Here is a 12,996-nt window from a genome sequence, read left to right as displayed (position 1 = left end):
CGCGGTCGTAGAGTCGGGGCCATGACCTCTACCGACAGTGCTGCCGCCGACAACGCCCAGAAGGCCCCCGCCAAGGACCCCTGGGACCTGCCCGACGTCTCCGGACTCGTGGTGGGGGTGCTCGGCGGGACCGGACCGCAGGGCAAGGGCCTGGCCTACCGGCTCGCCAAGGCCGGCCAGAAGGTGATCATCGGCTCGCGTGCCGCCGACCGCGCCCAGGCGGCCGCCGACGAACTCGGCCACGGCGTCGAGGGCGCCGACAACGCCGAGACCGCCCGCCGCAGCGACATCGTGATCGTCGCCGTGCCCTGGGACGGCCACGGCAAGACCCTCGAATCCCTGCGTGAGGAACTGGCCGGCAAGCTCGTCGTCGACTGCGTCAACCCGCTCGGCTTCGACAAGAAGGGCGCCTACGCCCTCAAGCCCGAGGAGGGCAGCGCCGCCGAGCAGGCCGCCGCCCTGCTGCCGGACTCCCGGGTCACGGCCGCCTTCCACCACCTGTCGGCCGTGCTGCTCCAGGACCCGGAGATCGACGAGATCGACACCGACGTGATGGTGCTCGGAGAGGTCCGCGCCGACGTCGAGATCGTCCAGGCCCTCGCCGGGCGCATTCCCGGCATGCGCGGCATCTTCGCCGGGCGGCTGCGCAACGCCCACCAGGTGGAGTCGCTGGTGGCGAACCTGATCTCCGTGAACCGCCGGTACAAGGCGCACGCGGGCCTGCGCGTCACCGACGTGTGAGCCGGTGACGGGCATGGGGGACACTGGACGGCACCAGCAGTGCCGCAGTGTCCCCCGACAGGAGTCACCCTCATGTCCCCCTTGCTCCCACCCGGCCCGGCCCGGCGACTCGGCCTCTACGCCCTGATCGTCTGCGTGCTCTCCGTGGCCGCCGCCGTCGTCTCCTTCACGCGGGGCAGCTTCCTGGGGATCGTGTGGGTACTGCTGGCGGGCCTGTCGTCCAACATGTGCTGGTACTACGTCAAGCGCGCCAGGCAGCAGAATTCCGTCACCGGCTGAGCCGCACCGGTCAGGGAGCCGCCGAGCAGAACTCGTTCGAGCCCTGCCAGAAGCGGTACAGCGCCTGACCGCAGTACGTCTCGAAGTCGCTGATCCCGAGGGACTTCAGGATGGTGTCGATCACGTCGAAGAAGACGCCGTTCACCGCCGGCAGCCACAGCAGCGCGAACACGAACAGCAGGCCGAACGGCGCGAACGGCTCCACCTGGCGCCGGATGCTGTACGACAGCCACGGCTCGATCACGCCGTAGCCGTCCAGGCCCGGCACCGGCAGGAAGTTCAGCAGCGCGGCCGTCACCTGGAGCAGCGCGAGGAAGGCCAGCGCGAACCGGAAGTCGTTCGGCACGCCGTCCAGGGCGTCCAGCCAGAACGGGGCGGTGCAGACGACGGCGAACAGCACGTTCGTCAGCGGGCCCGCCGCCGAGATCAGACTGTGCTTCCAGCGGCCCTGGATCCGGTTCCGCTCGATGAACACGGCACCGCCGGGCAGACCGATGCCGCCCATGATCACGAAGATCACCGGGAGCACGATGCTGAGCAGGGCGTGCGTGTACTTCAGCGGATTGAGGGTCAGATAGCCCTTCGCGCCGATGGAGATGTCGCCGCTGTGCAGGGCGGTGCGCGCGTGCGCGTACTCGTGGAGACACAGCGAGACGATCCACGCCGCCGTCACGAACAGGAACACGGCGACGCCGGGCTGCTCGGCGAACCCGGTCCAGGTCGCCCATCCCGTGACCGCCGTCACGGCGACGATCCCGACGAACACGGGACTGATCCGTCGCTCGCTGTGGCGGGTGGTGGCGGTGGTCATGGGGCTCCCTGCACTCGTCGACACGGGGTGGGACGGCCCGACGGTACCGGGCTCGGGTGAAAAACGTCTCGCGCGGGGCGGTCGGTTCCGGGGAGGGTGGGTCCATGGGGCTGTGGCACGTGTTCTACGAGGACTGGCAGATGGAGTGCTGCGGCACACCGTTCTCGGTCGGGGACGAGGTGAGCTGGCCGCTGCTGCTCCTGGACGCGGACACCGTGCTGGGCGGCGGCTGGCACGACCAGCTCACCGAGGTCGCCGGGCCCGTGGAGGACGTGGGCGGCGTGCGGATGGTGCGGGAGGAGACGGGCCTCCCGGTGGCCCTGGGGGCGGACCCCGACGCCGAGGAGGACCGGCGCCCGGAGCCGGGGGGCCGGACCCGGTCGGCCGGACTGCTGTCCGTCGAGCGGCACGGTGCGCGGTGGCCCGAGGCCGGCGGACTCGTGCGGGCCGTGCAGGTGCTGACCCAGACCTGGGCCGAGACCGCGCCCGGGTCGCGCTCCTACGAACCGGTGGCGGGGGAGCGCCGGCTGCGGCCGGCGGACCGGTGCCCGAAGTGGTTCAGGGAGACCGAGACGGAGCGGGCGGCCGACGGGCGGGGGCGGTGCTCGCGCGAGTCGGGGGTGGTGGTGACCCTGGAGGTGCCGGGCACGGACTCCCGCCTCTCCCACGCCGTCCGCGAGGCCCGGGGCATCCCCCGGCAGGGGGCCGAGCCGGGCGCGGAGACCCGGGGCATCCCGGCGGCGGATCTGATGGCCCTGCTGGGGAACCTGAGCACCCCGCGGAGACGGGCCCGCTCCGGCACCGCCGGATGGCCGACGGCCCCGGGTCCCCTCGCACGAGGCGGACCGGACGAAGGCCGGTGAGGATCCCCTGCACCCCACCCGCCGCCCCGACCGGGGCCCGCCGCTCCGACCGGGCCCGTCTGCCGCCCCGGCCGGCCGCGCGGGGCGCCTCCGATGGCCCCGGCCCCCTTGAGCCGGGCTCTGGGCGTCCCGGGCGGCTGCGTCGGGTGGGGGGTGCCACCCCGTACCGGCCCCCCGACGCCCCGCCGCGCCGTCAACCGCCGTGACCCGCCCTCGTATCACCGGAGACAATGAGCCCGTGCATTACCGCATCCTCGGCACCACGCAGGCGCTCCGCAGTGACGGGTCGGTCGTTCCGGTCGGTGGGGCGCGGCTGCGTGCGTTGTTGACCGTGCTCGCGCTGCGGGCCGGACGGACCGTGCCCGTGGGGCTGCTCGTCGACGAGGTGTGGGGCGGGCAGCCGCCCGCCGACGCGCCGGGGGCGCTGCAGGCGCTGGTCGGGCGGTTGCGGCGGGCGCTCGGGGCGGGCGCGGTCGCCTCCGTCGAGGGCGGGTACCGGCTCGGGGCCGCGCCCGACGACGTCGACCTGCACCGGTTCGAGCGGCTGGCCGGCGAGGGGCTGCGGGCGCTGGCCGACGGCGACCCCGCCAAGGCCGCCGTGGTCCTCGACGACGCCCTCGCCCTGTGGCGCGGCCCCGCTCTCGCCGACCTGCCCGACCGCACCGCCGAGGCGGCCCGTTGGGACACCCGGCGTCTGGACGCGCTACGGGCCCGGCACGCCGCCGCCCTCGCCCTGGGCCGGGCCGAGCAGTCCCTGCCGGAGCTGACCGCCCTGTGCGACGGCCACCCCTTGGACGAGCCCCTCCAGGCCTTGCGCGTGCGCGCCCTGCGGGACGCCGGCCGTGCGGCGGAGGCGCTGGACGCCTTCGAGGACGTCCGACGCCTCCTCGCCGACCGCCTCGGCGCCGACCCGGGCCCGGAACTGCGCGCCCTGCACGCGGAGTTGCTGCGACTGGGCGACACGCCCGCGCCCGCGCCGGCCCGGCCCGCCGGCAACCTCCGGGCCCGCCTCACCTCCTTCATCGGCCGGGAGACCGACATCGAGACCATCCGCGGGGATCTCGCGGAGGCCCGGCTGGTCACCCTGCTCGGCCCCGGCGGCGCCGGGAAGACCCGGCTGTCGCAGGAGACCGCGGAGACCGTGCGCGAGGCCATGCCCGGCGGCGTGTGGCTGGCCGAACTCGCCCCCGTCGACGACCCGGACGCCGTGCCGGAGGCCGTGCTCACCGCCGTCGGCGCCCGGGAGACCGTGCTGTACGGCGCCGGCGCCGAGGGCATCCGCGCCGCCGTCGCCGACCGGCTCGACGACCCCGTCGAGCGGCTCGCCGAGCACTGCTCACGGCCCCGCATGCTGCTGATCCTCGACAACTGCGAGCACGTCGTCGACGCCGCCGCCCGGCTCACCGAGGAACTGCTGGCCCGCTGCCCGGAGCTCACCGTCCTGGCCACCAGCCGGGAACCCCTCGGTGTCCCGGGCGAGTTGCTGCGGCCCGTGGAGCCGCTGCCCGAGCCGGTGGCGCTGCGCCTGCTGGCCGACCGGGGCGCGGCGGCCCGGCCCGGCTTCCGGATCGAGGACGACCCCGGGGCGTGCGCCGAGATCTGCCGGCGCCTCGACGGTCTGCCGCTGGCCATCGAACTGGCCGCCGCCCGGCTGCGGATGCTCACACCCCGCCAGATCGCCGACCGGCTGGACGACCGCTTCCGCCTGCTCACCTCCGGCAGCCGCACGGTCCTGCCCCGCCAGCAGACCCTCAGAGCGGTCGTCGACTGGTCCTGGGACCTGCTCGACGAGGAGGAACGCGACGTCCTGCGGCGGCTGTCGGTGTTCGCCGGCGGCTGTGACCTGCCCGCCGCCGAGGCGGTGTGCGGACCGGCCGCCCTGGAGGCGCTCGGCTCACTCGTCGACCGCTCCCTGGTCGTGGCCGCCCCGCCGGACGGGTCCGCCGACGGGGAGATGCGCTACCGGCTGCTGGAGACCGTCGCCGAGTACGCCGCCGAGCGGCTGGACGAGTCCGGGCGGCGCGCCGAGGCCGAGCGGGCCCACCTGACGTACTTCCGTGAACTGGCCCGTGTCACCGACCCGTTGCTGCGCGGCCCCGGCCAGCTTGCGGCCATCCAGCGGCTGGAGCGCGAGTACGAGAACCTGCGGACCGCGCTGCGGCACGCCGTCGCCCTGCGCGACGAGCAGGAGGCGCTGTGCCTGGCGCTGTCCCTCGTCTGGTACTGGCAGATGCGCGACCTGCGCATCGAGGCGCGCAACTGGTGCCGCGAGGTGATGGTGCTCGGCCCGGACCCCTTCACCGAGCCGGTCCGCCCCGCCACCGCGGTGTGGCAGCGCTGCACCGACGCCCCGCCCCCGATGACCGGCGAGGTCCTGTGGGAGGCCCGGCGCGGTATCCACCTCGCCCATCTCGCCTGCATGGACACCGAGCTGGACGCCTGGCAGAACCCGGACTCCCAGCGGAAGCTGCGCGCCATCGCCGGGACGTACGAGCCCGGTCTGCCGCAGAACTGCCGGCTCCCCGGCCTGCTCTGGTTCTTCGCCGTGATGCTGACCGGCGACATGGACCGGCTGCGCGTCATCATCGACGCGTCCATCCGCACCTGCCGGCAGACCCCTGGCTTCGACTGGGAGCTCGCCTCCGGCCTGCAGATGCGGGCCAACTTCCTCGCCAACCGCATCGACTGGGCCGGTGACGCCGCCCACGACGCCGACGAGTCGCTGGAGATCTACCGGCGTCTCGGTGACGCCTGGGGCACCGCCGAGGCCCTCTCCGCCCGCGCCGAGGCCCACGAGCGCAAGGGCCACTACGCCCTGGCCGCGGCCGACTACGAGGCGGCCATCGCCCACGCCGAACACCTCGGCGCCCGCGCCCAGGCGGCGGTGCTCAGCGCCCGGCTGGGCAGCGCGCTGCTGGAGGCGGGCGACGGCGAACGCGGCGAGCGGCTGCTGCGCGAGGTGATCGCCCAGCGCGAGGACTCGCACAGCGAGGCCATGCCCGCAGCCCGCCTGTTCCTCGCCGGCTGGCTCGGCCTGACGGGCCGCACCGCGGAGGCACGCGAGCAACTGGGCCGGCTGCGGCAGGATTTCCGTATCGCCCACTTCATCGTCTTCGACGCGTTCATCCTCGGCTCGGAGGCCTGGCTGTATGCCGCCGACGGCCGGTACGAGGAGTGCCTGCACCTGATCCGCAAGGCACTGGAGCGGGCCGCCGATCCGCTGTCCACGGCCATCGCGCCGTACATGCGCTCGGGGTACCTGATCATCGGCGCCTGGGCCCTGGCCGGTCTCGACGGCGGAGGGCGCGCCGAGGATGCGGCCCGCTGTCTGGGCGCCTTCGACGCCCTGCTGCCGCCCGGGCACATCGCCCAGCGGCAGGAGCGCGAGACCCGCGAGGCCACGGAGCGGCAGGCCCGGGCCCTGCTCGGCGACCCGGCCTACGAGGCCGCGTACGCGGCGGGCGGTGGCCTCTCCCTCGAAGAGGCCACCGCCCTGCTCTGAGAGTCTGAGAGTCTGAGAGGCCACCGCCCTGCTCTGAAAGGGCCCGTGCGACGGATCCGCTCGCCCGGTCAGTTCTTCGTGCGGAACTTGTGGATCGCGACGGGCGCCATCACGGCCGTGATCGCCACCGACCAGCCGAGCGTCACCCACAGGTCGTGCGCGACCGGCCCGCCCACCATCAGCCCGCGCGCGGCGTCCGCGAGGGTCGACAGCGGGTTGTAGTCGGTGAACGCCTGCAGCCAGCCCGGCATCGACGTGGTCGGCGCGAAGATCGACGAGCCGAACTGCAGCGGGAACAGCACCAGGAAGCCCATCGCCTGCACGGACTGCGCGTTCTTCAGGATCACGCCCAGGGTGAGGAACACCCACATGATCGACGAGGCGAACGCCGTGGACAGGGCCACGGTCGCGAGCAGCCCCGGCCAGTTCGTGATCTCGAACCCGACGGCCACGGCGACGACCATCAGCACGGCGGTGGCGAACAGCATCCGCAGCAGTTCCACCGAGATCTTCGCGAACAGCACCGAGCCGCGCCCGATCGGCAGCGACCGGAACCGGTCCATGACACCGGAGTTGAAGTCCTGGCTGAAGCCGGTGCCGACGCCCTGGGACAGGGTCATGCTCATCATCGCGATCATGCCCGGGATCACGTACTGCACGTACCGGTCCTGCCCGCCGCCCAGCGCCTGCCCGATCGAGCCGCCGAAGACGAACACGAACAGCAGGGTGAAGATGACCGGCATCAGCAGGGCGTCGGCCATCGACTCCGGGTCCTTGCGGATCCACAGCAGGTTGCGGCGGATCAGGGCGCCGGTGTGGCGCAGATGGCCGCGCAGCGGGATACGGGCGTCCGTGGCGGCGTCGTGGACGGTGACGGCGCTCATACGGCGGCCTCCTGAAGGTCTTCGGCGGGCATGTCGTCCTGCGGGGCACTGGCACGGTGGCCGGTGAGGGACAGGAACACCTCGTCCAGGCTGGGCAGTTCGGTGGTGATGGAGGAGAGCGTGATGCCGCGCGCGGTGACCGCGCCGACCACGGCCGTCAGCTGCTCGTCGCTGAGGATCGGCACGAGGACGTCGCCCCGGTCGCTGTCGACGGTGGTGGTGGCGAGCCCGGTGATCCCCAGTTCGTCCAGCGCGCCGGCGAGGGGCCGCAGGTGGGTGGGATCGGCCGGGCGGACCCGCAGCGCACGGCCGCCGACCTTCGCCTTCAGCGCCTCGATCGCGCCCCCGGCGATGACCTGGCCGCGGTCGACGACCGTCAGCTCGGAGGCGAGCTGCTCGGCCTCCTCCATGTACTGGGTGGTGAGCAGCACGGTGACCCCGTCGCCGACCATGCGCTTGACCTCGTCCCACACCTCGTTGCGGGTGCGGGGGTCGAGGCCGGTGGTCGGCTCGTCGAGGAAGAGCACGGCCGGCCGGCCGATCATCGACGCGGCCAGGTCCAGCCGGCGCCGCATCCCCCCGGAGTACGTCGCCGCCGGCCGCTTGGCCGCCTCGGTCAGCGAGAAGCGCTCCAGCAGCCCGTCGGCACGGGCACGGGCCTCCTTGCGGGGCAGGTCGAGCAGCCGCCCGATCATGTACAGGTTCTCCCAGCCCGAGAGCTTCTCGTCCACGGACGCGTACTGGCCCGTGAGCCCGATCACCCGCCGCAGCTGCCGCGGCTGGCGTACGGCGTCGTACCCGGCCACGGTGGCCTGTCCCGCGTCGGGCGCAAGCAGGGTGGACAGGATCCGCACCAGGGTGGTCTTCCCGGCCCCGTTCGGCCCGAGCACCCCCATCACGGTGCCCTCCCGCACCTCCAGGTCGACCCCGTCCAGTGCCTTGGTCTCCCCGTAGTGCTTCACCAGCCCCCGCACGGTGACAGCGGCGCCGCTGGTCTGTGTGTCGATTCGCGTCATGACACAGACGGTCCCAGGACCCACCGACAAACCACCGACAAGCCGCCGACACCCTTTGTCGGTGGTCCCGGAGAAAGGGGACAGCCCGTCGACTGGGGGAAGATCGACGGGCTGTCCGTGGTACCGCTGTGGCTTGTTGTGACTCTCTGCGACTCTTGTTGACTCCCTAGTGAACGGAGTTCTCCTCCTGCGGGAACGTCCCACCGACGACCTCGTCGGCGAACGCCTTCACCGCGTCGCCCATGACCTCACGCAGGTTCGCGTACTGCTTCACGAACTTCGGCACCCGCCCGCCGGTCAGACCCAGCATGTCGGTCCACACCAGCACCTGCGCGTCGGTCTCGGGGCCCGCCCCGATCCCCACGGTCGGGATGTGCAGCACCCGCGTCACCTCGGCGGCCAGCTCCGCGGGGACCAGCTCCAGCACCACCGCGAACGCGCCCGCGTCCTGCACGGCCTTCGCGTCCCGCAGCAGCTGCTGGGCCGCCTCCTCGCCGCGGCCCTGCACGCGGTAGCCCATCGCGTTGACGGACTGCGGGGTCAGGCCGATGTGCGCCATGACCGGGATGCCGGACTCGACGAGCAGCCGGATCTGTTCGTGCGACCGCTCGCCCCCCTCCAGCTTCACGGCCTGCACGCCCGCCTCCTTCACCAGCCGGGTCGCCGAGCGCAGCGCCTGCACCGGGCCCTCCTGGTAGGAGCCGAAGGGCAGGTCGCCGACGATCAGGGCGCGCGAGGTGCCCCGTACGACCGCCGCCGACAGCATCGTCATCTCGTCGAGGGTGACGGGCACGGTCGTCTCGTACCCGAGGTGGCAGTTGCCCGCCGAGTCGCCGACGAGCATCACCGGGATCCCGGCCTCGTCGAAGACGGACGCCGTCATGGCGTCGTACGCGGTGAGCATCGGCCACTTCTCGCCGCGCTCCTTGGCGGCGGCGATGTCGCGCACGGTGATACGGCGGGTGCCCTTGCCCCCGTACAGCGCCCTGCCGCTGCCGGAGGGCTTCATCTGAGCAGTCTGGGCAGCCGGAAGCTGCGTCATTGCACGGCTCCTAACACGTCATCTCGAGGCGCCCTGACGGCGTCCCCGGACCACGTCCATGGTGGCACCTCGTGCCATCGAGGGCTAGGGGAGCCCCTGTGAGTTCCGTCCGCGGGGTGGGTCCGGACGGTTCCGTCCGCGGGGTCCGGACGCGGATGCCGCGTAAGATCCCGGTAAGAGAATTCCAATACGAGACGGTCTCGTATCGAAATGCTTCTAGGCTCGGTGCCATGACTACTCCTGCCGAACCGGCCGCCCCCACCGGCCCCCGCGTACCGGAAGCGGTGCACCGGCGCCGCTGGGCGATCCTCGGCGTGCTGATGCTGAGCCTGCTGATCGTCGTGCTCGACAACTCGATCCTGAACGTCGCCATCAAGACGATCTCCACCCCGGCCCCCACCGGCCTCGGCGCCACGCAGAGCCAGCTGGAGTGGGCCATCAACGCCTACACCCTCGTCTTCGCGGGCCTGCTGTTCACCGCCGGGCTGCTCGGCGACCGGCTGGGCCGCAAGAAGGTGCTGCTCGGCGGTCTCGCCGTGTTCGGCATCGGCTCGGCGCTCGCCGCGTTCTCCGGCTCGCCGGGCCAGCTGATCACCTTCCGGGCCGTGATGGGCCTGGGCGCCGCGTTCGTGATGCCCGCCACCCTGGCCGTCCTCATGAACGTGTTCGAGCGCGAGGAGCAGCCCAAGGCCATCGGCATCTGGGCGGGCGGCGTCGGCCTCGCCGTCGCCATCGGCCCGATCACCGGCGGCGTCCTGCTCGCCCACTTCTGGTGGGGCTCGGTCTTCCTCGTCAACGTGCCGATCGTGCTGCTCGCGTTCGCGCTGATGCTCTGGCTGGTGCCCGACTCGCGCGATCCGAACCCGGGCCGGGTCGACCCCGTCGGCGTGGTGCTGTCCGTCGTCGGCCTGGTCCTGCTCGTCTACGGCATCATCAAGGGCGGCCAGCTCGCCGACTTCACCGACGCGACCGTGCTGGCGACCATCGGCGCCGGCCTCGCCGTGCTCGTCGCGTTCGTCGTGTTCGAGAAGCGCAGCGACCATCCGTCGATAGACGTCACGTACTTCAAGAGCAAGGTCTTCTCGGCCGCCATCGCCGCCGTCGCGCTGGTCTTCTTCGCGCTGATGGGCGTGACCTTCTTCTCCGTCTTCTACACGCAGAGCGTGCGCGGCTACTCGCCGCTGCAGACCGGTCTGCTGATGCTCCCGCTGGCCGCCGCCCAGCTGATCTTCGCGCCGCGCGCCCGGCTGGTGGTCGACCGCTTCGGCAACCGGGTCACGACCACGGCCGGGATGGTCGTCATCGCCGCCATGCTGGCCGCCTTCGCCACCCTGGACGGCGACACCCCCATCTGGATCCTGGAAGTGATCTTCTTCCTCATGGGGGCCGGCATGGCGCACATCATGACGCCGGTCAGCGTCGTCATCATGCAGGCCCTGCCCCGCGAGAAGGCCGGCTCCGCCTCTGCGCTCAGCAACACCTTCCGGCAGGTCGGCGGCGCCCTCGGCATCGCCGTCCTCGGTTCGGTGCTGTCCACGGCCTACCGCACGGGCATCGAGGACAAGCTCGGCGTCCTGCCCCCGGCCCTGCGGCACACCGCCGGGGAGTCCATCGAGGCCACGCTCGGCGTCGCGGACAAGCTGGGCCCGCGAGGCGAGTCCCTCGTCGCCCCGGCCTACGACGCGTTCCTGCACGCGATGCACGTCACCGCCCTGTGGGGTGCGGGCGTCGCCCTGATCGGCGCGGTCGTCGTGGCGCTGTTCCTGCCGGGCAGGCCGCCGTCGCCCCAGCAGGCACAGGGGGACAAGGAGTTGTCGCACACGGGTTCGTAGACCTGCGGGAGAATGCACTCCCCGCGCAGCCGGGAACGGTCTCCACCCCGTCAGGAAGGACGCAGCGACGTGAGCCTCGCCGAACGGCCCACCCCGCCCGACGGTCCCGCGAGGGGCCGCCCCAGAAGCGAGGCCGTCGAGCGCGCCATCATCGAGGGCGTGATGAGGCTCCTGGAGGAGGGCGTGCCCCTCGCGGAGCTGTCCATCGAGCGCATCGCCCGCACCGCGGGCGTCGGCAAGGCCACCATCTACCGCCGCTGGAGCGGCAAGGAGGAACTCTTCGTCGACGTCGTGCGCGCCGCCGAGCCCCCCGACCCGCCGCTCCCCGGCACCTCCATGCGCGACGACCTCGTGGTCCTGCTGGAGCAGGTGCGCCGGCGCGGCCTGGCCAACCGCTCCTCGGCGATCCTGCACAGCGTCCAGGCCCAGATGAAGAGCAGCCCGAAACTCTGGGCGGCGTACCACGCCACCGTCGTCGCCCCGCGCCGCCGGCTCGGCCTGGAGGTCCTGCGCCGCGGCCAGGAGAACGGCGAACTGCGCACGGACCTCGACCTCGAACTGCTGAACGACATATTCGTCGGCCCGATGCTCCTCCGCGCCGTGCTGCGCACCGACGCCGACCTCCCCGACGACCTCCCCGGCCAGGTCGTCGACACCCTGCTCGAAGGCCTACGCCCCGTCAGTTCCGAGTCCCACCGGCCCGGGTGAGTGTGCGCGTTTCGTCACAGACGGCGCTTTCGGCGGGCGGGTCCGGAACTCTCCCCGGGGACTCGGACGTCATCGCCCCCGTACGGCCGTCACAGGACGGCGGGAACGGAACGGATCATCCCCTAGGGTCGTAAGGACACGGGGGCGATGGTGTGCACGGCAGGCAGTGAGGCGACGGTATGGCGCAGCAGGCGTACATGACGGAGACGGACAACGGCGGCTCGGGGCCCGAGCACCGGGGAACCCGGCTTCGGCGCCTGTTCGACCGGCTGGCGGGCCCCTGGCGGGGCGACCCGCGGATCTGGCGGCGCGGACTGGTCGTCGCCGCGTGCGCGGTCCTGCTGGCCCTGGTCATGGTGCTGCACTCGCGCATCCCGAACACCATCGGCAATCTGGGCAGTCTCACCGAGACGTTCCTGCCCTGGCTGGGGCTCCTCGTCCCGGTGCTGCTCGTCCTCGCCCTGGTCCGCAAGTCCGCGACCGCGCTGATCGCGGTGGTGCTGCCGTCCGTGGTCTGGCTGAACCTCTTCGGCGGCCAGCTCAGCGACAAGACCGCGACCGGCGGCGACCTCACGGTGGTCACGCACAACGTCAACGCCGACAACTCCGACCCGGCCGGCACCGCCCGTGACGTGGCCGCCTCCGGCGCGGACGTGCTGGCCCTGGAGGAGCTGACGCCGGCCGCCGTCCCGACGTACGAGAAGGCGCTGGCGCCGACGTACCGCTACCACTCCGTGCAGGGCACGGTCGGAGTGTGGAGCAAGTACCCGCTGAGCGGCGTGCGGGACGTCGACCTCGACATGGGCTGGACGCGCGCGATGCGCGCCACCGTGACCGCACCGTCCGGGCAGGTCGCGGTCTACGTCGCCCATCTGCCGTCGGTGCGCGTGAAGATGGAGGCCGGCTTCACGGCCCGCCAGCGCGACCGGAGCGCCGACTACCTCGGCGAGGCCATCGCCCACGAACCGCTGAAGAACGTCGTCCTGCTCGGTGACCTGAACGGCACGATGAACGACCGCGCGCTCAACGCCGTCACCTCGCAGATGCGTTCCACGCAGGGCGCGGCCGGCAGCGGGTTCGGCTTCAGCTGGCCGGCCTCGTTCCCGATGGCGCGCATCGACCAGATCATGGTGCGGGGCCTGAAGCCGGAGAGCTCGTGGACCCTCCCGCAGACGGGCAGCGACCATCTGCCGGTCGCGGCCCGTGTGAGGGTCACCACAAGCGGTTCCTGAAAACCGCTGGTCAGGGCAGTTCCGTCAGAAATCCGCAACCTCGGCGTCACCGCGTGGAATAGTGCGCCTGCGAGACTTTGTTCCGT

The 12,996-nt window shown here is 72.5% G+C and carries 11 protein-coding genes; 7 read left to right on the top strand and 4 right to left on the bottom strand.

Annotation, left to right across the window (positions count from 1 at the left end; all coding sequences use genetic code 11):
• Positions 1-21: 21 nt before the first annotated feature.
• Both npdG and RFN52_RS11280 read left to right on the top strand, forming a co-directional pair.
• A complete protein-coding gene (npdG, locus tag RFN52_RS11285) occupies positions 22-741 on the top strand; it encodes an NADPH-dependent F420 reductase (protein WP_184845646.1) in 720 nt (239 codons plus the stop codon).
• A 72-nt stretch (positions 742-813) separates the two neighbouring features.
• Positions 814-1,020: a hypothetical protein gene (locus RFN52_RS11280; protein WP_184845644.1), complete on the top strand. Its 207-nt coding sequence runs from the start codon at positions 814-816 to the stop codon at positions 1,018-1,020.
• A 10-nt stretch (positions 1,021-1,030) separates the two neighbouring features.
• Here the strand turns inward: RFN52_RS11280 and RFN52_RS11275 are convergent, their stop codons facing one another.
• On the bottom strand, positions 1,031-1,831 hold the full coding sequence (locus tag RFN52_RS11275; protein WP_184845642.1) for a site-2 protease family protein: 801 nt from the start codon (positions 1,829-1,831) through the stop codon (positions 1,031-1,033).
• A gap of 104 nt (positions 1,832-1,935) precedes the next feature.
• Between RFN52_RS11275 and RFN52_RS11270 the strand changes: the two genes are divergently transcribed.
• Both RFN52_RS11270 and RFN52_RS11265 read left to right on the top strand, forming a co-directional pair.
• Complete coding sequence (locus RFN52_RS11270) at positions 1,936-2,694, top strand: DUF6578 domain-containing protein (RefSeq protein WP_184845640.1); 759 nt, start codon at positions 1,936-1,938, stop codon at positions 2,692-2,694.
• Between the two features lie 238 nt (positions 2,695-2,932).
• Positions 2,933-6,196: an ATP-binding protein gene (locus RFN52_RS11265; RefSeq protein WP_311240931.1), complete on the top strand. Its 3,264-nt coding sequence runs from the start codon at positions 2,933-2,935 to the stop codon at positions 6,194-6,196.
• Positions 6,197-6,264: 68 nt separating this feature from the next.
• Here RFN52_RS11265 and RFN52_RS11260 read toward each other — a convergent pair whose 3' ends face one another.
• The 3 genes from RFN52_RS11260 to panB all read right to left on the bottom strand — a co-directional run bounded on the left by RFN52_RS11260 (position 6,265) and on the right by panB (position 9,138).
• On the bottom strand, positions 6,265-7,080 hold the full coding sequence (locus RFN52_RS11260; RefSeq protein ID WP_184845636.1) for an ABC transporter permease: 816 nt from the start codon (positions 7,078-7,080) through the stop codon (positions 6,265-6,267).
• Entirely contained in the window at positions 7,077-8,096 is a 1,020-nt protein-coding gene (locus RFN52_RS11255) for an ATP-binding cassette domain-containing protein (protein ID WP_184845634.1), read from the bottom strand. Before RFN52_RS11255 ends, RFN52_RS11260 begins: the two co-directional genes overlap by 4 nt.
• Before the next feature lie 166 nt (positions 8,097-8,262).
• The gene (panB, locus tag RFN52_RS11250; protein ID WP_184845632.1) at positions 8,263-9,138 is read right to left on the bottom strand and encodes a 3-methyl-2-oxobutanoate hydroxymethyltransferase; all 876 of its coding nucleotides are present in this window, start codon (positions 9,136-9,138) and stop codon (positions 8,263-8,265) included.
• Between the two features lie 230 nt (positions 9,139-9,368).
• Here panB and RFN52_RS11245 point away from each other — a divergent pair, with 230 nt between their 5' ends.
• The 3 genes from RFN52_RS11245 to RFN52_RS11235 all read left to right on the top strand — a co-directional run bounded on the left by RFN52_RS11245 (position 9,369) and on the right by RFN52_RS11235 (position 12,910).
• A complete protein-coding gene (locus RFN52_RS11245; RefSeq protein ID WP_184845630.1) occupies positions 9,369-10,970 on the top strand; it encodes an MFS transporter in 1,602 nt (533 codons plus the stop codon).
• 69 nt (positions 10,971-11,039) lie between these two features.
• The gene (locus tag RFN52_RS11240) at positions 11,040-11,678 is read left to right on the top strand and encodes a TetR/AcrR family transcriptional regulator (RefSeq protein WP_229856224.1); all 639 of its coding nucleotides are present in this window, start codon (positions 11,040-11,042) and stop codon (positions 11,676-11,678) included.
• 179 nt (positions 11,679-11,857) lie between these two features.
• The gene (locus tag RFN52_RS11235) at positions 11,858-12,910 is read left to right on the top strand and encodes an endonuclease/exonuclease/phosphatase family protein (RefSeq protein WP_184845627.1); all 1,053 of its coding nucleotides are present in this window, start codon (positions 11,858-11,860) and stop codon (positions 12,908-12,910) included.
• The last annotated feature ends 86 nt before the right edge of the window (positions 12,911-12,996 follow it).

The sequence above is a fragment of the Streptomyces collinus genome (assembly GCF_031348265.1).
Lineage (GTDB): Bacteria > Actinomycetota > Actinomycetes > Streptomycetales > Streptomycetaceae > Streptomyces > Streptomyces collinus.
The sequence above is the reverse complement of the archived record's forward strand: the minus strand, read 5'-3'. Positions and strand labels throughout refer to the sequence as shown.